Source organism: Kiritimatiellia bacterium (assembly GCA_026417735.1).
Lineage (GTDB): Bacteria > Verrucomicrobiota > Kiritimatiellia > PWTM01 > PWTM01 > CAACVY01.
The window spans coordinates 520937-542825 of the sequence record JAOACR010000009.1 but is presented as its reverse complement, the minus strand read 5'-3'; the positions used below and the strand labels follow the sequence as shown (position 1 = coordinate 542825).

11 protein-coding genes are annotated in these 21889 nt (G+C 68.7%); 8 read left to right on the top strand and 3 right to left on the bottom strand.

Annotated elements, in window-relative coordinates:
- Nucleotides 1–3: 3 nt before the first annotated feature.
- Nucleotides 4–327, bottom strand: coding sequence for a hypothetical protein (locus N2652_05835; protein ID MCX7818714.1), 324 nt, complete (start codon nt 325–327; stop codon nt 4–6).
- A 329-nt stretch (nt 328–656) separates the two neighbouring features.
- On the opposite strand from N2652_05835, the gene N2652_05830 reads away from it, so the two are divergent.
- The 5 genes from N2652_05830 to N2652_05810 all read left to right on the top strand — a co-directional run bounded on the left by N2652_05830 (nt 657) and on the right by N2652_05810 (nt 8692).
- The gene (locus N2652_05830; protein ID MCX7818713.1) at nt 657–2294 is read left to right on the top strand and encodes an ADP-ribosylglycohydrolase family protein; all 1638 of its coding nucleotides are present in this window, start codon (nt 657–659) and stop codon (nt 2292–2294) included.
- Nucleotides 2295–2372: 78 nt separating this feature from the next.
- Nucleotides 2373–3596, top strand: a complete 1224-nt coding sequence (locus N2652_05825; GenBank protein MCX7818712.1) for a hypothetical protein — start codon at nt 2373–2375, stop codon at nt 3594–3596.
- Nucleotides 3593–4732 carry an alpha-L-fucosidase gene (locus N2652_05820; GenBank protein ID MCX7818711.1) on the top strand — a complete coding sequence of 380 codons (1140 nt, stop codon included), beginning with the start codon at nt 3593–3595 and terminating at the stop codon, nt 4730–4732. The genes N2652_05825 and N2652_05820 overlap by 4 nt, the downstream gene beginning before the upstream one ends.
- Nucleotides 4732–7287: a DUF5703 domain-containing protein gene (locus tag N2652_05815; GenBank protein MCX7818710.1), complete on the top strand. Its 2556-nt coding sequence runs from the start codon at nt 4732–4734 to the stop codon at nt 7285–7287. Before N2652_05820 ends, N2652_05815 begins: the two co-directional genes overlap by 1 nt.
- 283 nt (nt 7288–7570) lie before the next feature.
- A complete protein-coding gene (locus N2652_05810; GenBank protein MCX7818709.1) occupies nt 7571–8692 on the top strand; it encodes a rhamnose:proton symporter in 1122 nt (373 codons plus the stop codon).
- Here N2652_05810 and N2652_05805 read toward each other — a convergent pair.
- Entirely contained in the window at nt 8661–10838 is a 2178-nt protein-coding gene (locus tag N2652_05805) for a sialate O-acetylesterase (GenBank protein ID MCX7818708.1), read from the bottom strand. The genes N2652_05810 and N2652_05805 overlap by 32 nt on opposite strands.
- Nucleotides 10839–10930: 92 nt before the next feature.
- On the opposite strand from N2652_05805, the gene N2652_05800 reads away from it, so the two are divergent.
- A complete protein-coding gene (locus N2652_05800; GenBank protein ID MCX7818707.1) occupies nt 10931–12826 on the top strand; it encodes a glycoside hydrolase family 97 protein in 1896 nt (631 codons plus the stop codon).
- Nucleotides 12826–14895 (top strand): alpha/beta hydrolase domain-containing protein, encoded by a 2070-nt coding sequence (locus N2652_05795; GenBank protein ID MCX7818706.1) that lies wholly within the window; start codon nt 12826–12828, stop codon nt 14893–14895. Before N2652_05800 ends, N2652_05795 begins: the two co-directional genes overlap by 1 nt.
- 295 nt (nt 14896–15190) lie before the next feature.
- On the opposite strand, the gene N2652_05790 is transcribed toward N2652_05795, so the two are convergent.
- Nucleotides 15191–16807 (bottom strand): sialate O-acetylesterase, encoded by a 1617-nt coding sequence (locus N2652_05790; protein MCX7818705.1) that lies wholly within the window; start codon nt 16805–16807, stop codon nt 15191–15193.
- Nucleotides 16808–17006: 199 nt separating this feature from the next.
- Between N2652_05790 and N2652_05785 the strand changes: the two genes are divergently transcribed.
- Entirely contained in the window at nt 17007–21863 is a 4857-nt protein-coding gene (locus tag N2652_05785) for a hypothetical protein (protein ID MCX7818704.1), read from the top strand.
- Nucleotides 21864–21889: the final 26 nt, after the last annotated feature.

Below are 21889 nucleotides of genomic sequence, written 5' to 3'. Positions count from 1 at the left end.
CGCTCAGCCGTAGGAGACGGACGCGGCGGCCGCTTCCGTTCGGCGGGCGCTCGCCAGCCAGTCCTCAAAGCGGGCCCACTCCTCGTCGGCATCCGCGCCGGGGTCGACCGGCGGAAAAAGATAACGGTGGTGCAGCATCGCCTCGCGGCTGCCGAGGTGGCGATGGGCTTCTGCCCAGAGGAGGAGCGCGCGCAACCGCCGCTCGTATCGTTCGCCGTCGCCGTCGGGGCGGATCACCGCATCAGGGTTCAGCCCCATCGCGGCCAGCCGCTGCCGCAATGTCGCCTCTCCGCGCATCGCCCACACTTCCGAGGTGATCCTTTTCATCAGCGCGTCCTCCGCTTGCGGTTCCAAGGATTGGAAGGTGCGAACGAGCGAGATTTCCGCGGGTCGGACGCCCGCCGCTGGGTCACGGTGGCGGCGTGCGGGCAGCCGGCCGCGGTGTCCGAACGCCGAGTTCGGCGGGGTCTCGCTCCGCGCGGTGGCACTCCCGCGTGCGGAGGCCGGCTGAGCGGGCAGGCGTTGGCGAACCTTTCGCTTCGCCGGCGCGCTCTGTAGCCGTCGATCCGGATTCGCCGTTGACGCCGCCAACCGCGCGCGGCAATGTTCGGAGTTGGATGGTGTACCCCAAGGGATCCCAGTGGAGGGCAAAGCCGGTGAGCACGCAAAGGTGGACGCGCGGGAACGGGTGGATCTGGATCGCGCTCTTGCTGACGAGCGTGGCAGGTGCGGGCGAGCGGCGGCTGCCGGTGCGCGAATACCGGCAACGGATGGAGGCGGGCTGGCTGGGCCAGATGGCGGGCGTCGCGTGGGGGGCGCCGACGGAGTTCAAGTGGAAAGATGCGATCATTCCGGCGGACCGGGTGCCGACATGGTCCGACGCGATGATCAACGACGCGTTCGGCCAGGACGATCTCTATGTCGAGATGACGTTTCTCGAGGTGATGGAGAAGTTTGGCATCGAACCGCCCATCCGAGAGGCCGGCATCGCATTCGCGAACTCGGAGTACCGGCTGTGGTGTGCGAACCGGGCGGGGCGGAACAATCTGCGCCGCGGCATCGCGCCGCCCGATTCGGGGCATCCGGCGTTCAACCCCTGCCCGAACGACATTGATTATCAGATTGAGGCCGACTTTTCGGGCCTGGTTGCGCCGGGTCTTTCCCAGGCCGCGGTGGACCTCGGCTGGCTTTTCGGCCGGCTGATGAACTACGGCGACGGCGTCTACGCGGGGCAGTTCGTCGGAGCGATGTACGCGGAGGCGTTTTTCCAGCGGGAGCCGCGCCGGATCGTTGAAGCGGCGCTCGCCGCGATTCCGGCCGGCAGCGACTACGCGGCGATGGTGCGGGATGTTCTCGCTTGGCATGCGGAATCTCCTCGCGACTGGCAGACCACGTGGAAGCGCTGCCAGCAGAAGTGGCGCCTCGGAAAGGAACGCGGCTCGAACGGCGGCATCGATGCTCGGATCAACGGCGCGTATGTGCTGGTCGGCCTGCTCTACGGGGAGTCCGATCCTGCGAACACCATCATGATTTCGATGCGATGCGGCCAGGACTCCGACTGCAACCCGTCGACCGCGATGGGCGTGCTCGGTGTTGCGCTCGGCCTCGAGGGGCTGCCGGCGGGGTGGCGGACGGCGTTGGATCGCTCGCGAACCTTCGCGCACACGCCGTACACGTTCGACCGGCTGCTGGATGCCTGCGAGCGGCTAGCCCGGCAGATCGTCGTGCGACACGGTGGGCGGATCGAGAACGGTCCGGAGGGGGACGTCTTGGTTGTGCCCGACGCGCCGCCCCGGCCGAGTCCGCTGTTGAGGAGCTGGGAACCGGATGCGCCAACGGGAGCGGTGTTCACACCGGAAGAACTGGATCGGCTCCGATTTGCGGCGGTACGCAACCCGCTCCGAGGCTGGACGATTCGCGACTGCGGCCCGGAGATGGATCCCGGTTTTCGCCTCGAATGGGCGGGGCGGCGCGGTGTCTGGGTCACGCATCCGCTCGATTCGCGCACGGGGTGTTCGCTGATACGGGAAGTGGAACTACCGCCGGCCGGCGGCCGGCTCGTGATCGAGGTGGGTCACCATCCGAAAGGGGACTTCGAACTGATCGTGCGGGTCGCGGGCGAAGAGGTGCTGCGCACCGTCGTCGGGGACGCGACGGCGACGGAGGGATGGCTGGCGACGAGTCTGGACCTGGCGCGCTGGGCCGGCCGACGTGTCACGATCGAAGTGGTGAACCACCCGAACAACTGGTCGCACGAGGCGGCCTACTGGTCGCGGCTGCAGATCGAGCTCTGAGCGCCGGGCGTCCCGGGCAGCGGGGCGGTTGAGTGGCGTGACAATCGCTGCTACAAGGGACTCGAGGATCCGCCGGCGATGATCGACCAGACCGCTGCGGCGACGCCGGAGACGGGGCGGCCGGCCCGTGCCCGAATCAAGCTGGAGCGCCTCCACCGCGCGCTGCGGCACGAAGAGCCCGATCGCGTTCCCATCAGTGACTTTTTCTGGGGCGGCTTTGTGCGCCGCTGGCGCAACGAGCTCGGGTTGCCGGCGGACGCCACGCCCTATGATCACTACGATCTGGACTGGATCGTCACGATCCCGAACATGGACCCGCACATCCGGCCGTTTGAGATCGTGCGCGAGAGCGTCGAGGAGGTCATCGTTCGAACGGGTTTTGAAACGACGTTGCGCAAGACGTTTGAGCTGCCGATGCCGGAGCAGATGGCCTGGGCGACGGACTCTCTCGAGAAGCTCGAAGCGTTCGAGTTTGATCCGCCGGATGACCCGCGGCGCTTTTTTGCCGCGGGCGACAATCAGATCGCAGGTGTCGGTGACGGGTTTGAGCGCAACTCGCCGCCGTGGATCGAGACGGTGCGCTCACTGCGCGACCGTTTTCCGGTGTTCGGGAGCATGATCGAGGCCTCGGAGTGTCTCACGCGGCTCGTCGGCCAAATGAACGCGCTGTTGTGGAGCGCGGAGCACCCCGAGCGGTTTGGGCGGCAGGTGGAGCGCATCGGCGAGTTCTACGTGCGGTGCGCCGAGGCCGCGATGGCGGCCGCCGAGGGGCTGCTGGACGGATTTGTGATCTGGGGCGACGTGGCCTATCGCGAAAACATGTTGTTTGATCCGGCGTACTGGCGCGCGTACTACCGGCCGGCGGTCGCCGAGATGGTGCGATGCGCTCACCGCCGGGGTCTTCCGGTGATCTACCACGGCTGCGGCTGCATGCGCGCGATTTTGCCCGATTTGATCGAGATCGGGGTGGACGCGGTCAATCCGCTCGAGGCGAAGGCGGGCATGGACGTGGCCGAGCTGCGCCGCGAGCTCGGCCACTCGATCGCGTTTTGCGGGGGCGCGGACGTGCGGGTGTGGGAGCGGGGCGATCCGGCCGAAGTGCGCCGCGACGTGCTGCGCTGCCTTCGCGCCGCGGTGGGCGGTGGATACATCTTTCAAAGCGATCACTCCGTGTCCAGCGCCGTGAGCGGCCGCACCTACGACGAGGTGGTCCGGCTTGTGCGCGAGCTGGGCAGGTATCCGTTACGGCTGGCGGCCGACCCTCCCCCCGACGCCGCCTCGTCCAGCTCAATCCGCAGATGATGCGACGGAGAACCTTCCTACGACGCCTCGGCGGGCTGGGGCTGGTGGTGCCGACCGCACGTGCGAGCAGGAGGGAGCCGCCGCCACATCTGCGCGCGCAGGCGGCACTGTGGCGGAAGGATCCGCGCGCCGCCGCGGTCGCCTGGTTTCGAGAGGCGAAGTTCGGGTTGTTCATTCACTATGGCCTCGACTCGCTGCTCGGCCGCGGCGAGTGGGTGCTGTTTCACGAGAACATTCCGATCGCCGAATACAAGACGCTGAGGGACCGCTTCAGCGCTTCGAAGTTCGATGCGCGCGCGATCGCCGGTCTCGCCGCGGAGGCGGGCATGCGCTACGTGAACCTCGTCGGCAAGCACTGCGACAGCTTCTGTCTCTGGGCGACCGACACCACCGACTTCAACAGCGCGCGGTCGCCGGCACGCCGCGACCTCGTTGCAGAGATGGCCGCGGCCTGCCGGGAGCTCGGGCTGGGCTTTTTCGTGTTCTATGAGCACGGCTTCGACTGGGTGCATCCACATGGCCCGGCACCGTGGGACTGGCGCGCGAAGGCGGTTCGCCCGGCCTGCGATCCCGCCGACCCTCACTACGCGCCGCCCGAACGGTACGACTTCGGCGAGTATCTGCGGTACGTCGAACCGCACATCACCGAGCTGTGCTCGAACTTCGGTCCGGTGGCCGGGGTCTGGCTGGACGGGATCGCCGTGCCGCTCAGCGGCGACCGATCGCGGTTCCGGATGCCGGAACTCTACGCGCAGATCCGCCATCTGCAGCCCCACGCGCTGATCTCGTACAAGTCGGGTCTCTATCCCGAGTTAGGGGACTTCATGGCGCCGGACAAGTTTCCGATCGAGGCCGCCCAAAAGAACCGCGGCGCAAAGCCGATGGAGATCTGCCGGACGACGCTGAAACATTCGGCCCGGGCGGCGAAGGGGGCGCTGTGGGGATGGCTGGACGGCGCCGAACACGTCTCGCCGGAGGAGGTGCTCGCGATGCTGGACGAGTGCGCGCGGCCCGATGCGAATCTGCTGCCCAACGTCGGTTCGCTGCCGGAGGGGGATCTGCATCCGCACGATATCGCGACGCTGCGCGAGGTCGGCCGACGGCTGCGCGCCCGTCAAGGTGGGGGGAGCACGTGATGAGCGCCGGCACCGGGCGGCTGGTCGGGACCGCGCTGACCTCTCTGGCTGTTGTCGCCGTCGCGGCGCCACTGCCGGCACCGCTCGTGTGGACTACACCCGGCCGAAGCTGTCGCGATTCGATGCCGCTGGGCAATGGCGACGTGGCGGTCAATGTCTGGACCGAACCGGACGAGACACTGCACGTTCTCGTGGCGAAGTCGGATGCGTGGGACGAGTACGCACGGCTGGTGAAAATCGGGGCGGTGGTGTTCCAGCTCCCGGCCGGCACGTTCGCGGAACCGTTTCGGCAGTCGCTGGACCTGGCCAGTGGCTCCCTCACGGTGGCGGACCGAATCCGTGTGTGGGTGGACGCGCACCATCCGATCGTTCGCATCGAAACCACGTTGCGCGCGGAGCCGCGGCTGGCGCTGTGGCGCACGAACCGATTCACGTACGCGCCCCTGCAGGCCAGCGATGTGCTGCTGGACCGCCAGCACCCTGCGCGGTGCCGCGCACCGACGATCATCGAACCGGACACGATCGCGGAGGCCACGCCGGAGCGGCTGGTGTGGTTCCGGCACAACGCGAAGTCGGTTGGGTTTCCTGAGACGCGCCGGATTCAGGGGCTGGAGGGGTATCCGCAAGCGGACCCAGTCCTCCACCGCACGTTCGGCGCCGCGCTGGTCCGGCTGGCGCACGGGTACGACCTGCACGTGTTGACGCGGCATCCCTCGACACCCGCGGAGTGGCGCAGCGAGCTGGAGCGCCGCATTCGCGAGGCGCCGGCGCCCGATTTTGACGCGCACCGGCGCTGGTGGGCGGAGTTTTGGCAGCGCAGCTGGATCCGCGCCTCCACCCGGCCGGACCTGCCGCGGCGGGCCCTCGCGTTCGTGCCGACCAACGCGCATCCGCTTCGCGTCGGCGAGGATCAAGAGGGCCGGAACCGCTGGGCGGGTGAGCTTCGCGGCGTGTGCGTGCCCGCCGATCTGGCCGGCGGCTTCGTGCTGGAGGCGGAGGTGAAGCCCGCCGCTGGTGAGCGGGGGCGTATCTTCGACAAGATCACACCGGGCGGCTCGGACGGCTTTCTGCTGGACGCGCATCCTGGCAATGCGTTGCGTCTGATCAGCGGCCGCACGGTGATCGTTGTTTCCAATGCGCTGCCCGCAGCGCAGTGGGCGAAGATTGTCGCCGTTGCCGATCCGACCGCCGGCGCATGGCGGGTGACGGTGAACGGGCGCGAGGTCATTCGCACCGCGGAGGTGGCTGACGGTGCCGATGCCGAACACCTCAGCCGCATGTATGAGCTGCAGCGCTTCATCAACGCCTGCGCGGGCCGGGGCGTCCATCCGATCAAGTTCAATGGTTCGCTGTTTACCGTCGCACCGGCGGACGGGTCGGGGGACCACGACTTCCGGCGGTGGGGGCCGGGCTACTGGTGGCAGAACACGCGGCTGCCGTACGTTTCGATGTGCGCTTCGGGCGACCTGGATCTGATGCAGCCGCTGGTCCGCATGTACGTGGACGACATGCTGCCGCTGTGCGTGCATCGCACTCACCGCTATCTCGGCCACCGCGGCGCGTTCTACCCAGAGTGCGTGTACTTCTGGGGTGCGATCTTCAGCGAGACCTACGGCTGGACGCCGTTCGAGGAACGCACCGACAAACTGCAGCAGAGCCGATGGCACAAATGGGAGTGGGTCGCCGGCCCCGAGCTGGCCTGGATGCTACTCGACCTGTGGGAGCATGCGCCCGACGAAGAGTTTTTCCGAACCAAGGTACTGCCGACCTGCCGCGAGGTGCTGCGGTTTTTTGAGGAGCACTACCGGGTCGGCGCCGATGGCCGGCTGGTGATGGAGCCCGCGCAGGCGCTGGAGACGTGGTGGGACTGTACCAATCCGATGCCGGAGCTGGCTGGATGCATCGCGGTTAGCGAGCGGCTGCTGGCGCTGGCGGAGACGCCCGAGGCCGACCGCGAATGGCTCCGACGCTTCCGCGCGAAGCTGCCGGAGCTGCCGCTGCGGGAGGTGCCAGGCGGAAAACTCGCACTGGCACCGGCCGCGCGGTACGCCGAGAAGCGTAATCAGGAGAATCCGGAACTGTACGCAGTCTTTCCCTTCCGGCTGATCGCAGTTGGGAAACCCCGGCTGGAGTGGGGCATCGAGGCGTTTCGGCACCGGCTCGACCGCGGGCACGCCGGTTGGCGTCAGGACGACATCTTCGCGGCCTACCTGGGGTTGGCCGGCGAAGCACGCCAGTTGCTGGTGCGGCGGTCGCGCGAGCATGACCGCAACCACCGGTTTCCGGCGTTCTGGGGGCCCAACTACGACTGGACGCCCGACCAGGATCACGGCAGCGTGTTGATGAAGGCATTCCAGGCAATGCTGCTGCAGACGGACGGCCGGGTGATCCGCCTGCTCCCCGCCTGGCCCGTGGATTGGGACGTAGACTTCAAACTTCACGCACCCCACCGCACGGTGGTGGAGGGGCGGGTGAGTGGCGGCCGGCTGGTGGAGCTGCGCGTCAGCCCCGAGTCACGGCGGCCGGACGTGATCGTCGGGGAGCCGCAGTCGTGAGCGGATCAGCGCCGCCGGCTGACCTTCGCCGCGCCCGAGCGGTCTGCGGGGCGCATTCCGTTACCTCGGCACGGACGAGATCGCGCCGCGGGTGGCGGGGGAGCCGTCACCGCGGTGGGTTCCCAGCTCGCGTTCTGCTCTCCGCGCTGCGATCATGGCGAAGGATGGGCACCCCGCGCGCGCAGGACGAGCGACAACGGCGCAGGGATCTGGATCGAGCGAGGGCGTCTCCGACGCGCGCCGATGCGGGAACACGAAAGGACAAGACAGGAGGGTCGTCGCTGTGACGAACATCACTCCGAATCCCCTCAGCGGGGTCGCATGGATTGCTTGCGGGGCGTTGCTGGGTGCCACCTGCTACGCGCCGCAGGCGCGCGTGCGCGGCTGGTCGTGGCAGAGTTTCTGGCTTGCGCAAGCGATCGTCGCATGGGTGATCCTGCCGGTGGTGGGAGCCTGGGCGACCATCCCCGAGCTTGGCGCGGTGTTGCGGGAGGCACCGAAGGCGCCGATGATCTCCGCCTTCGCGCTGGGAGCCGCCTACGGCATTGGCGGCACCGCGTTCGGTCTCGCGATCCGCTACGTCGGCTTTTCGCTGACCTATTCGATCGCGATCGGCATCTCCTGTGTGCTCGGGACGCTGGTGCCACCGCTTCTGCGGGGGACCCTTGGCGCGACACTGCAACAGGCCGGCGCGGGCTGGATCATCGCGGGTCTCGTTCTTGGCGTGGCCGGCATCACGCTGGCCGGGATGGCTGGTCGTCGAAAGGAACGCGATTTGGCGGCGGCGGGCTCGTCAGCGGGAAGGGTGTTTACGCTGGGGCTTTCGCTGGCGATTGCGTCGGGCGTTCTCGCAGCGTTTTACGGCTTTGCGCTCGCTGCGGGCGAACCGCTGGCGACGGCGGCGGCCGCCCGCGGTGCGGGTGTGGTTCGCGGCAACATCGTCTACCTTTTTGCGAACACAGGCGCGTTCGTGACCTCCGGCGGCTACGCGCTGGCGCTGCATCTGCGGCACCGCTCGTTGCGGGAGCTGGTGTGCCGGCCGGCGGGCGGCGGCTCATTGCCGGCGAACTGGGCGTTGTCCGCGACCACCGGGCTGTTCTGGTACGGCCAGTTCTTCCTCTACACGCTTGGCGATGTCCGAATGGGGGCCTATCGGTTCACGAGCTGGGGGATCCACATGATCCTCACCGTACTCTTCAGCAACGCGGTGGCGGTCGCGTTCGGCGAGTGGCGCAACTGCTCGCGGACCGCGCGCCGGTGGATTGCGCTCGCAATGATCGCGCTGGTCGCCTCCATCCTCTCGATCACCAACGGCAATCGGCTGGCGCAGCGCGCAGCGCAACCGGCGGCGGCGGCGCCCGAGCGCGCGGAGTTCAGCGGCGGACAAACACCCGCAGGCGCTTGAGCGCGAGCCCGCCTGCATTGCCGCTGAAGGTCCAGTCGCGCGTTGCGCCGGAGGAATTGCCCATGCCGATGTCCGCGCCGCCGCCGGCCGACCAGTGATTGATCGCGAACAGCGTCAGCTTTCGTTCCGGCAGGTGCACCTGCATGCAGCCGTACCCCTCCGCGGGCTCGGAGGGCTGGTCACCAAAGTCAAAGATCTCGTCCGACGCGCCGGGCACACCAGCCGAGTTGTGCGGACCGTAGTTCGCCGGCCAGAACTCGAGCCAGCCGGCCGCGAACGTCCCGGCGGGAACGCCGCCAACGTTCGACACGACCAGCAGATTGCTCACCGCCTGCTGCCAGCGGACGCCCTCCCACACGGCGGGAATCGCAATGCCGCGCGGATTGTCCGTCCATGCGTCCATTGCGACGAACACGAAGTTGGTCGGCTGGTTGGCACGCGGCTGGATTTCCAGCAGGTAGGCAACTCGGTCGAAGCGGTCGGTCAGCGCGCTGCTGCGGTCATCGTCGTACCAGAACGTCACACCCAAGCGGGCAAGATTGATGTCGTAGACCAGCGACCACTGGTCGGCGTCCGGGACGGCAGCGTGTGAGAGGTCTGGACGGCGATGGCCCGCCCGGAACGGCGCGGCGGGCAGTCCGGCCGCATTGACGAGGTTCGGCATCGCCAGCTTGTGCCAACCGAACCTCACGCCCAGTGGCTCCGGCACGGCTGCCGCTTCGAGCACAACGCTCTCGCCCTCGATCGTCGCGCTGGCGGGGTGGTAGCGGCCGTCCGCGCCGCACAGCTCGAAGTGGGAAGGGGCGGCCCCATCGCGCGTGCGCAGACCGCCGGCGGCCTCGTCGAAGATCACCCGCAGTCGGCCGTTCTCGCGTCGGAACTCGCGGAAGCGGGGTCCGCGGTCCACGACGTCCGCGCGGCCGTACACGCGGCGCAGCGCAAGCAGCGCCAGTCGCCGGCCGACCTCCTGCTTGTTGCGCGGATGGATGTCGTTCGGATCGCCGATGTCATGGATCACCGCGCAGGCGGTGTTCGGCACCTCGCGCTCCACCGAAGCCTGCACCTCCCAGAATTCCGGCAGCACCTCCGGCCATTCCTCGCCGTAGTGCCAGGGTGCAATCATCACATACAGGAACGGCAGGTCTGGTCGGCGCCAGATTGTGCGCCATCCATCGATGAGCGCGCGCATCTTGTCGGCGTACTGCCGGCCCTCGCCGTGGTTCGATTCACCCTGGTACCAGAGCGCGCCGCGAATCGGGTACGGCACGAGGGGATGGATCATCCCGTGATACAGCGCGGAGGGGTCCTGATGGTTTTGGAGCGCGGTCAGTTCCGCCGGCCAGGCCGGCGCTGGCTCCAGCAATGAGCGTTGCTGCAGCGCATCGCGGGCCTTGGGCAGCCAGGCCTCCAGCGCGCCGAGGTACCGTCCTAGCCGCTCCGCGTGAAGGTCGGAACGCGGATCGGCCAGCTCAACGCGGTGCGCGAGCCACCGCGTCGCGGGGACGGCGCGAAACGCGAACGGCGGTGTCCATGGCTCAATGCGCGTGCCACCCCAAGAGGCGTGCAGCAATCCCACCGGCACCTTGAGCGTTCTGTGAAGTTCCCGCGCGAAGAAGTACCCCGCCGCGGTGAAGGAGCCCACCGTCGCCGGCGAGCAGACCTGCCACTGCGCCTCGACGTCCTCCGTCGGCAGGGGCGAGGGCCGGCGCGGCACCGCGAAGTGCCGGATCGCCGGCCAGTCCGCCGACGCAATCTCCTGCGCGGCGTTCTCCGAAGCCGAGACCGGCCATTCCATGTTCGATTGTCCCGAGCACAGCCAAACCTCGCCGATCCAGACGTCCTCACAGCGCGCCGTTGTGGCGCCCGCGGCTACTAGCACGTACGGGCCGCCCGCCGGCTGCGGCGGGAGCTGCGCACGCCAGCGGCCCGCGGCATCGGCGACCACCTCCACCGCGGCCCGCTCGCTCAGGCTGACTCTCACCCGCTCCGCTGCGGCCGCCCAGCCCCACACGTCCAGCGGCACGCCCTGCTGCACGACCATGTGATCGCCAAACACGCGCGGCAGACGGACCTCCGTTCGGCCGTTCACCACAAGCCCGAGCGCCGCGATCGCGACTCCCAACCGTTGCAACCTGGCACCGTTCATTCCGGGAACCTCCCACACGTCGCGCGCTAGCCGGGGCGCACACACCGCGGTATTCTGGCAGCGCTGTGAGACGGCGGCAAGGAGCACGCCCGATGCGAGGCGGGATGTGGTGGATCGCCGTGGGAGCGCTTGCGACGGCGGCAGGTGAGTGGACGCTCCAATCGCCCGACGGGGCGCTGCGGGCAACGCTGCGCTCACCGGGGGGGCGGGCGCCCGTCGAGTACCACTTGGCCTGGCGTGGCCGCCCCGTGCTGGCCGCCTCCCCGCTACGGTTCGACGTGGACATTGTCCCCACCAACGAGACCTGGCAGGTGCTGGGCGTGCGGGAGCGCGCGACGAACGCGATATGGCGGCCGGTCGCCGGCGAGCGGTCGATGGTCCGCGATGTCCATCGTGAGGTCGAGCTGGACCTCGCCGGTGAGCGGTCCGGCGTCCAACTCCGCTGGACATTTCGTGCGTACGACGAGGGCCTTGCGTTTCGATACGCGATTCATGCGGCGGCGGAGCGGGCCCGGTTGATCGCAGAGTTCTCGGAGTTCCATTTCGCCGCCGATGGCCATGCCTGGGCGGCGCCGGCCGCGCAGGCAGCTTACGAACGCGTTCCGCTCTCCTCGTTGCGGGCCGGCACCGAGCGGCCGCTTGTGGTGGAGCTCGAGGCGGGCGGGATTCCGCTCTTCGTTGCGCTGGGCGAGGCGGCGCTGGTGGACTGGCCACGGATGAAGTTCGCGCCGGTGCCCGGTTCTCAGCGGGCGGTGGTGAGCCGGCTCGACGGACCCGCGGAAGGCCCCTCGCCCCTCAAGTCGCCGTGGCGATTTGTGATGGTGGCCGACTCGCCCGGCGCGCTGCTCGAACACAATGATCTGGTGCTCAATCTGAACGAGCCCTGTGCCCTTGCCGACACCTCGTGGATTCGCCCCGGCAAAGTCATCCGTGAGGTGACGCTGACGACGGAGGGCGGCCGTGCCTGTGTGGACTTCGCGGTGAAGCGCGGGCTTCAGTTCATCGAGTATGACGCCGGCTGGTACGGCCACGAGTACGACGACCAGGCCGACGCGACGACGGTCACGGTCGACCCGAAACGTTCGAAGGGGCCGCTCGATCTGCCGGCGGTGATTCGCTACGCAACCGAACGCGGCATCGGCGTGATCCTCTACGTGAACCGCCGCGCGCTCGAGCGTCAGCTCGACGTGCTGTTGCCGCTCTACCGTGACTGGGGTGTCGCCGGCGTGAAATTTGGATTTGTGAACGTCGGGCCGCAGCACTGGACGAGCTGGCTTCACGAGGCGATTCGGCGTGCCGCCGCGCACCGGCTGATGGTGGACGTGCACGACGAGTACCGCGAGACCGGTGTTCGTCGAACCTGGCCCAACCTGATGACCGTCGAGGGCGTGCGGGGCGATGAGGAAAGCCCTCCGACACGCCAGACACTGATCACCGCATTCACCCGCGCACTGGCGGGACCGGCGGACCACACCGTGTGTTACTACAGCGAGCGCGTGCCCCGACTGTGGGGACATGCTCACCAGCTCGCAAAGCCGGTGGTGATCTTCAGTCCGTGGCAGTTTTTGTTCTGGTACGACCGGCCGGCGCAGTCGAGAGACGAACCGGAGTTGGAGTTTTGGAACCACATGCCCACTGTCTGGGATGACACGCGCGTGCTGGCTGCGCGCATCGGGGAGTTCGCGGTGATTGCGCGGCGCTCGGGCGAGCAGTGGTTCATCGGCGCGATGAACGCGGAAACACCGCGAACATTGAACATTCGGCTCCCATTTCTGGATCCGAACCGGTTCTACGAAGCCGTGCTGTACCGGGATGACGCCTCGGTGCCCACCGCGACGAAGGTGCGGGTGGAGCGCCGGCGCGTGGATGCGACGAGCGAACTTGTGCTCGCACTGGGTGCGGACCGCGGGGCGGCGATCCGACTGGTACCGGCGGCGCCGGCGCGTGACAATCCAGCACCATCCGCAACCGAAGGGAGCGTTCGATAATGAAGAGAGGTTGGCGTTCAGGGCGAGTTCGCACCGCATGCCTGCTGGTGGCAGTTGGGTGCGCGGGCCTGTCGGTCGCCAGCGCGGAAGTGGTGCGCGTCGAGGTTTCGCGCCGCGCCCTCTTCGCGGAGGGAGTCGGCTTCGGAGCGGCCGGCCCCTATGAGGTGATTGAGGGCCGGATGTATCTGGAGACCGACCCCGGGCTGCCGGCGAACGCGCGGATCACCGACCTGCGCTTCGCACCACGAAATGCACGGGGTCGTGTCGAGTTCTGGACCGATTTTTATTTGCTCAAGCCGGTGGATCCGGCGCGGGGCAGCCGCCGGCTGCTTTACGACGTGAACAACCGCGGGAACATGCTGGCGCTGTGGACGCTCAACGGCGGCGAACGCACGAACCGGCCGGTGTCCCTCGCCCATGTCGGCAACGGCTTTTTGATGCGGCAGGGTGTGGCGTTGTTTTCGTGCGGCTGGAACGGCGACGTGGTGGACGACCGTACCGGGCGGTTGCTGATGCATGCGCCGGTCGCGACCGACAACGGTCGCACGATCACCGGACCGACGATGGTCGAATTCTGCACCACCGAGCCGGTACACAGCCGCGCGTTCTCGTGGAGTCCGTGGGGGATCTTTGCGGCCTACCCCCCGGCGACGCCCGATCACCGCTTGGCCACGCTGACGATGTGTGAACGCCGTGGCGCACCGGTGGTGGAGATTCCGCACGATCGATGGGCGTTCGGCCGCGGCGAAAACGGTGAACCGTTGCCTGAACTGACGCACCTATGGTTGAAAGACGGCTTTCGGCCGGGCTGGCTGTACGATCTGATCTATACCGCCGCATCGCCGCGCGTGACGGGTCTGGGGCTGGCCGCGATCCGCGACACGATTTCCTTTCTCCGTCATGCTCCCGCCCGCGGACCGGCCGGAGAAAATCCGCTGGCCGGCGCGGTGGAGCGGGTGTACGCGCTGGGCATTTCGCAGTCCGGCCGGCTGTTGAACCACTTCGTCTACGAGGGATTCAACGCGGATGAGGCCGGCCGACTGGTGTTCGACGGTCTTCTCATTCACGCCGCCGGTGCGGGCAAGGGGATGTTCAACCACCGGTTCCGGATGACGACCGAGTGGGGGGCTCCGCACGAGGGATTCTACGCGGCGTCGGAGTTTTTCCCGATGTCGCCTGCCGCGACCGAGGATCCGGTGACGGGTCAGCGCGGCGACACGCTCGAGCGGGCGCGTGCCGCCGGTTGCGTGCCGAAGATGATGTTCACGCAGACCTCATCCGAATACTGGACGCGCGCCGCCTCGTTGCTGCACACCGATCCGGCGGCGCAACACGACCTGGAGCTGCCGCCGGAGGTGCGGCTGTACTGGATCGCCGGCTCGCATCACCTTGGTGCGGGGCCGACCAACCCGGCCACATGCCGACAACCCCGCAATCCTCTTGACGATCGTGGGCCGATTTTGCGTGCGCTGTTCGTTGCGCTCGACGAATGGGTCAGCCGCGGCGTCGAGCCGCCGGCCTCCCGCTATCCCCGCTTGGCGGACCGCACGCTGATCACCGTGGAGGAGTTTCGCCGGCAGTTTCCCCGAATTCCGGGCGTGGATCTCCCCGCGGCGGCGTACGAACCCCGCCGGCTGGACTTCGGTCCGCGATTTTTCACCGAGGGCATCGCGGATCGCATCCCGCCGCACGTTGGACCGGCCTGGCCGGTGCGGGTACCGGCGGTGGATGCGGACGGCAACGAAGTGGGCGGAGTTCGGCTCCCAGACGTGGAGGTGCCGCTGGGCACCTATGCAGGATGGAACCTGCGGGCACCTGCGCATGGCGTGGAGGGCCAGCTGGCGAGCTCCGAGGGCATGTTTGTGGGATTCGCGAGCACGCCGGAGGAACGGCAGGCGCGGGGGGATCCGCGCCCCTCGATCCGCGAGCGGTACCCGACGCGCGAACTGTACCTGGCGCGCATTGCGCTGGCGGCGCTCCAGCTTCGGGCCGAACGGCTGCTGCTGGACGAGGACCTTGCCCGTATCCTTGAGGCGGCCAGCCGGCGGCCCTTGGGTGACAGCCGCTGAACGACCGGGGCAGGGTGGCCGGCGTGCCCGCCTCACGCAGACCCCCAGCGGGGCTGAATCGCGGCCGGCGTGGAACTCCTGGCGCCGGATCCAATCAGAACTTCGCCGCCGAACGCGTCGAGAGCGCGCCGTTCCAGCGCCGCCGGCGTAGCGCGGGATTGCGGGCCGGGTGGAGCCGCGCCCTCCGAGTGTGAGGTCCGGGGGTGGGCGGCTGAGCAGAGGCACCATGCCTGCAGCGCCCGCGTCCACGCGCGTGGTGGGGCTCAGGCAGCCCGCGGGGCGCCGTTGCCTCCAATCATCGCTGAGCGGCCGCTGCGGCTGGCGCGCCGGCGGGCGAGCGCCGCGACGGAGAGTTGGTGGGCGCGGCGCGCACCGGCGCGGATCGCAGATCGAGCGGCCAGTCATCGGTGCGGAAGGGCGAGGCCGGCAGCCCCGCATCGTTGTACAGGTTGCAGGGAGGGTTGTCCGCCCAGCCATACCGCACCGCGACCGGCCGCGGCACCTCGGGGGAGGACACCACCAGCTCCTCGTCCTCAATGCGCCCCATCGCCGCCCGCCACACGCGATCCGTGCCGGCAATCGCCAGCGCGGCCGGTTCACCGCCCCGGGCGTGCAGGCCCCGCGCGTAGTCAAAACGGACGCGGATGGCGCCGCTCTCTGTTCGCATTTCGCGGTAGAGCGGCCCGCACGGCATCACCTCCCGCCGGCCGTACACCTCACGCAGCGCCCATGCGGCGAGGCGTTCGCCGACCTCGGTCTTTCGCTTCGGATGAACGTTGTCGGCCTCGCCGAGGTCCACCGTCACGGCCAGGCCCGTGCGCGGAACGCTGCGGACCACCCGTAGCTGCTGCTCCCGCATCACCGCCCAGGTGCTGTTCGACTCCACCGGTGCCGGGGACGGCGCGCGGAACCCGGGCAGCTGAACGATGCCGAACGGGAACTCGTCGTCCCAGTCGCGTCGCCACTGCGCGATCAGCGCGCTGAGCAGTTCTGCGTAGGAGAGCGCACGGGTGCCATGGCTGTTCGCCTCGCCCTGATACCAGATCGCGCCGCGGATCGGATACTGCGTGATCGGCGCGATGCGGCTGTTGTACTGCACGGCGGCGAGGCTGGGATTGCGGTCGGGCGGCACGGGTTTGCGGAGCTGACGCAGCTCGTTGGAGCGTCCGGCGGCCAGCAGTTTTGTGCGCCGCTCTTCCCACTCTCGCAGCAGGTCGGGATATCGCGCTGGGTAGGCGTCGCTATTGGTGAGGAACTCCGCGGCGGCGGGCAGCTGCTGGAGCAGGGGGCGAGGCATCCACGCTTCGACCGGCGTGCCGCCCCAGGCGACCATCAGCAGACCTACGGGTACGCCGAGCTCGCGGTGAAGTCGCCGGCCAAAGTAGAACGCGGTCGCGTACCAGTTGGTCACCGCCGGCGAGTCCGCACGAAGCCACACGCCCGGCATGTCATTGGTGGGCTGGGGCAGCGGAACCGCGTCCGATCGGAACGCTCGCAGCAGCGGGAACGCCGCGCGCGCCGCCTCTTCCGCGTCGGTGCTGTCGCGCACCGGCATCGCCATGTTCGACTGGCCGGAGCACACCCACACCTCGCCGACGACGACGTCGCGTACCGTCCGCGCGCCGCCGCCAGAGGTGACCGAGAGCTCATGAGGTCCGCCCGACGGCATTGCAGGCAGCACGGCTCGCCAGGCGCCGTCGGCGGCGGCGACGACCTGCGTGACGGCGTTCGCCAGGCGCACCGTCACCGTCGCACCCGGTGAAGCCCAGCCCCAGACCGCGATCGGTCGGCCCCGCTGCAGAACCATCCCGTCGCTGAAAATGGCCGGCATCCGCAGCATGTCCCCCGCCGCTGCTGCCGCCGCCACACAACCCCACCCGAACGCGCGTCGCCACAACAATCTTGCGTGCATCATCGAATCCCCGGCCGCATTATTGCCGGTCAGCACGTACTCACAAGCGGCTCGGCTCTGTTGGGTGGGTGGGGTGGCGACCGGGCGCCGTGTGCGTGGTGGGCGGAGGCCATGCGGTTCATTGACTGCGGCACCGTGCCGGCTAAGCTCGCTATCAGCCCGTCGGGCGGCTTTGACGGCCCGTTCAAGGAGCGAGCAGATGAACCGGCAGCGCTGTTGGCACTGGGTGTGCGGCTTGATGCTCGGGTTGCGGCTCAGTGCAGGTGCGGGGCCGGCGACCAATCTGGTGCCCAACGGCGATTTCGAGGCGGGCGACGACTGGGCGCCGCCGTGGCCGAAGATGTCCGGCGCATCCGTGGTGCGGGAGGACGGCCGCCGGTTTTTACGGATCGAGCGGGGCGGTCTGGGGGTTCCACTGCGGATCGAACTGCATCCAGACTGGTGGACGCTGCGCCTGTCGCTGCGGATGCGCGTGCATGGCGTCGAACGCGGCGACGAAAGCTGGAAGGATGCACGTTTGGCGATGAGCTTCCACGGGGCGGACGGCAGCCGCGTGGGGGAGTGGCCAGCGGTCCCCCACGCGAGCGGGACAAGCGACTGGTTTGAGTTCGAGCGCGAGTACCTGATCCCACGTGGTGCGAAGACGCTGCTGATCAGCGCCTCCAACCTCGGCCGGACAGGGCGCGCGGATTTTGACGACATCCGAATCGTCGTCGGCCGGGTGCGGCCAGAACGGCCGGTGGACGCGCCGTTGCCGGAGGGGTTTGCCGGCGACCCGTGGGAGGCGGCGGCCGCCGCAACGCTCAGCAGCCGTACTCGCGCCCGCCTCTGCGTGAACGGTCTGTGGCGGTTCCGGCCCGTGCTGCCGGGTGATGAGGCCGATCGTGTGCCGCCTGGCGGGTCGCACTGGGGGTGGTTCAAGGTGCCCGGCATCTGGCCGAGTGGCGAGGACGATCTCGAGACGGCCCCGCAGGTGATTCACGCGGCTCCCTCGATCGATCCGAGAGACTGTGACCTGCGGAATCTCGAGCGGGCCTGGTATCGTCGCCGCATTCAGATTCCGGCCGGCTGGGCGGGTCGGCGGGTGCGCCTGGTGTTCACGATGCTGCAGACCCATGCGGCGGTTTTTGTGGACGGCCGCGCTGTGGGCGAGGTGTGGTTCCCGGGCGGCGAACTGGACATCACCGACTCGGTGCGGCCAGGCGGCGCCCATGAGCTTGCGCTGCGCGTCACCGCGCGGCCGCTGAAAAATGGGCGCGATGAATTTCTCTCGCCCGAAGAGGCGGCGCGGCAGTCGGCGGGCGTGCGGCTGCGAGGTATCACGGGGGACGTCTTCCTGGAGTCGGTACCGACGGCAGATCGCATTCGGGACGTGCGCGCGGTGCCGTCGGTTGGTGATCGCCGTCTGGGGCTGGACATCGGGCTCGAGAACATTTCGCGGGCGGCATACCGGCTGTGGGCGACGGTGCGGCACCGCGGACACACGCTGCGGACGTTCGAATGGGACCGCGTGGAGCCGCGCGAGGGCCGGGTGGCGGTCGCGGCCGACTGGGCGGACGCGCCACTGTGGGATGTGGACACACCGGAGAACTTGCTCGAGCTTTCTGTGGCTTTGTGCGATGAACAGGGGACGATACTCGACGAGATGTCGCCGGTGCGGTTCGGTTTCCGTGACATCCGGATTGCGGGCCGCGACATTCTGCTCAACGGCGTGCCGATCCATCTTCGCGCACTGCACGTCGCCACCGCGAACAGCGCCGCGCACATGGCAGACGCAGAAGCGGCGGAGCGTTTGGTGGAGCGAATGCGGGAGTACGGCTTCAACTTTCTGATCATGGCCAACTATGACGTGCGGCCGGGCGAGATCGGCTATCTCGACGCGCTGCTCGACGCCTGCGACCGCCGCGGAATCTTGATGAGCTTCTCGCTGCCGCATGCGCGCGACTTCGAGTGGAAGCTGGATGAACCGGCGTTCGCGGCGGCGTACCGCCGCCTCGCGGAGTGGCTGATCCGGCGTGTGCAGAACCACCCGGCGGTGATTTTCTATGCGATGAACCACAACAGCACCGGCTACTACGGGGACCAGAATCCACTGAAGATGGACGGAGTCTTCGATCCGGACCTCGTCGGCCGGGCGCCGTCGGCGAGTCGCCCGTTAGTCCGCCGGCGTTCGCGGGCGCAGGCGGAGCTGGCCGCCGACATCGCGCGCCGGCTTGACCCCGACCGTCCGATTTACCACCACCACTCGGGGAATCTCGGGGATCTCTACACGGTGAACATCTATCTCAACTGGGCGCCACTGCAGGAGCGGAGCGACTGGCTGGCGCATTGGAGCACCGCCGGCCGTAAGCCGATGTTCTTTGTCGAATGGGGGCTGCCGCACATTGCCAGCTGGTCGAGCTATCGCGGTCCACTGTTCATTTGGCGGAATCCGGCACTGCAGTGCGCCTGGGTGGCGGAATTCGCGGCGGCGTATCTGGGCGGGCGGGCGTATGCGTCGAATCCGGCTCTCGATGCAGTGTTGGAGGTGGAGGAGCGGCTGTGGGCGGAGGGGCGGCCGTTCTACTGGGGGGAGCTGGCGTCGCAGCTGTCGCGGCAGGATTCCATGCACCAGGAGGTGGTCGCGCAGTTTGCGGCGGACAACTGGAGGTCCCATCGGGCGTGGGGCATTTCCGCGATGTTGCCGTGGGATCAGGCGAGGCTGTGGCGTAGGGTGCGGCCGACCGCAACGGTGGAACATCCCGCCCGCTATCGCGATCTGCAGCGGCCGGGGATCGTGCCGGACTTCCGGCGGGCGGAGGACCAGTACATCTACGATCCCGGCCCTCGGGAACACTTTGAACCCACGGCCATCGGACGAGTGTTCGCGCGCTGGAACCAGCCGCTGTGTGCGTTCATTGGGGGCGATCCATCCGATCACGGCCCCGGCGGGCCCACGGCGGCCTCTGAGCGACGATTCACCGAGAAGCGGCACCTGGTGCTACCGGGCAGCCGGGTCACGAAGTCCGTGGTGGTGCTGAACGACACACGGAGAACCCGGCGCTACCGCTATGAGTGGCAGCTGGGAGAAGGGCGGGGCGCGGAGCGGGGGGATGGCCGCGGCACCATCGAAGCGGGTGGTCGACACTTTCTGCCGCTGACGGCGCGCGTTCCGGCATCCGCGCCGCCGGGGCCGCTGCGGTTACAGGCGCGTGTGGAGTTCGACACGGGCGAGCTCCAGACCGATGAGTTTGTGTTCACGGTGCTATCGGCGCGGCGGTCCGATGGGCCGGACCGAGCGGTTCGGCTGCTGGATCCCGTTGGTGCCACGGAGGCGCTGCTGCGGCGGGTCGATGTGCCGTATCGCGGCGTTTCGCTGCAGGGCGAGGACCTTCGGCCGGGCGACGTGGTGGTGATTGGCGAGCGCGCCTGGTCGCATCCGGACCTCTGCGGGCGGCCGATGCCGCTGTTCCGGGCCGTCAGCAATGGGGTGAGGGTCTTGGTGCTGGCGCAGGACATCGAGCGAATGTGGGAACGCGGTTTTCGCGCAAATCTTCATGCGCTGCGACAGTTTTTCGTGCGGAGCGCGGCCCACCCCGCGCTGGCGGGCCTACGCGACGTCCACTTCGCGTACTGGAACGGCGCCTCGACGTTGATCCCGCCGTATCTTGAGACGCCGGCGTTCGAACCGACCGACCCCACGTGGCTGTGGCAGGGGTTCCGCAACACGCGGGTGTGGCGCGCGGGCAATTTGCACGCGGTCGCGTCGGTACTGGTGGAGAAACCCGAGCGAGGTGACTGGCTGCCGCTGGTGGACGGGGGGTTTGATCTGCAGTACAGCCCGCTGCTCGAGACCACGGTGGGTGCGGGGCGGCTGGTGTTTTGTCAGCTCGAAGTGGCCCACCGGACGTCGCCGGAGCCGGTCGCGGAGGATCTGGTGCGCCGACTGCTGAGGCATCTGCAGAGCGCGCCGGCAGCGTCGGCTCGCCGGGTGCTGTACGCGGGGGACGATCGGGGCGCGACGCTGTTGCGCGATCTGGGGGTGGATGCCGCACCGCTGCCGTCGGCGGTGGAGCCCTCGGCGTCGCTGCTGCTGGTTGCCGGGCCGGGGGCCCGGCCGCCGCAGAAGCTGCAAGAGGCGGTGGAGGCGGGTGCGCACGTGCTGGCGCTGGGACTCGACGCGGAGCTGCTGCGCGCGTGGGCGCCGGGTCTCGACGCGCGGCCGTCCGCGCCGGTTTCGCGGGCGGAGTTCGGCGATGACGTGGGGGCAGAGCCACTGTTGCGCGGCATCTCGCCGGCCGAGCTCTACTGGCGGACCCGACCAACGATCTCCGCGCTCCGGGGCGAGGGACATCCCGCGCTGCGAGTCTGGCAGCGTGGGCGGGGGGCGGTGGTCGCGCTGCAGGTGGCACCGTGGCACTTCGACGCGGAGCGAAGCCCGAGGCTGCGCACGACCTGCCGGCGCACGCTCTGGCTGGTATCGCGGCTGCTGCACAACCTCGGCGCCGCCGCCCGCAATCCGGTGGTCGAGTTGCTCGAACAGCCGGCGGTGCCGGTTGCAATCTGCTGGACCAACGGCTGGCGTGGTCAGCCCGACCCGAAGCGGGAGGGCCGCACCAACGGGTGGTGGCGAGCCGACCATGATGACCGTTCCTGGCCGCTGGTGCAGGTGCCCTCGCCGATTCACCTGCTCTCGCCGGAGATGAACGGCTACAGCGGGCCGTACTGGTACCGGCTGGCCTTCGATCTGCCACCCGGATTTGAGCAACAGGATCTCACGCTCGAGCTGGGGCCCACCGGCGCGGAATCCTGGGTGTGGCTGAATGACGAGCTGCTGGACGAGGTGACGTGGAAAAGCCATCCGAAGACCTGCCACGTGCACTCCCGATCCATCTCGCTGCCGCGCAACCGGCTGCGCGAGCGCGGGAACCAGCTGGTTGTGCTGGTGCACGCGGCGCGGGAGGCGGGCGGAATCCTCACGCCGCCATACCTGGCCCGGCCGGGTCCGTGGCTCCGCAGCTTCTATCTGCAGCCGCCGGTGGCGGACGACGATCCGTATCGTTACTACCGCTGGTGACCGGGCGTCCGGGTGATGGGCTGCGC

What these genes read in the sequence shown, in the direction of transcription:
- N2652_05835 (MCX7818714.1), bottom strand. Translation starts at nt 327, where the DNA reads ATGAAAAGGATCACCTCGGAAGTGTGGGCGATGCGCGGAGAGGCGACA.
- N2652_05825 (MCX7818712.1), top strand. Translation starts at nt 2,373, where the DNA reads ATGATCGACCAGACCGCTGCGGCGACGCCGGAGACGGGGCGGCCGGCC.
- N2652_05820 (MCX7818711.1), top strand. Translation starts at nt 3,593, where the DNA reads ATGATGCGACGGAGAACCTTCCTACGACGCCTCGGCGGGCTGGGGCTG.
- N2652_05815 (MCX7818710.1), top strand. Translation starts at nt 4,732, where the DNA reads ATGAGCGCCGGCACCGGGCGGCTGGTCGGGACCGCGCTGACCTCTCTG.
- N2652_05805 (MCX7818708.1), bottom strand. Translation starts at nt 10,838, where the DNA reads ATGAACGGTGCCAGGTTGCAACGGTTGGGAGTCGCGATCGCGGCGCTC.
- N2652_05800 (MCX7818707.1), top strand. Translation starts at nt 10,931, where the DNA reads ATGCGAGGCGGGATGTGGTGGATCGCCGTGGGAGCGCTTGCGACGGCG.
- N2652_05795 (MCX7818706.1), top strand. Translation starts at nt 12,826, where the DNA reads ATGAAGAGAGGTTGGCGTTCAGGGCGAGTTCGCACCGCATGCCTGCTG.
- N2652_05790 (MCX7818705.1), bottom strand. Translation starts at nt 16,807, where the DNA reads ATGCACGCAAGATTGTTGTGGCGACGCGCGTTCGGGTGGGGTTGTGTG.
- N2652_05785 (MCX7818704.1), top strand. Translation starts at nt 17,007, where the DNA reads ATGAACCGGCAGCGCTGTTGGCACTGGGTGTGCGGCTTGATGCTCGGG.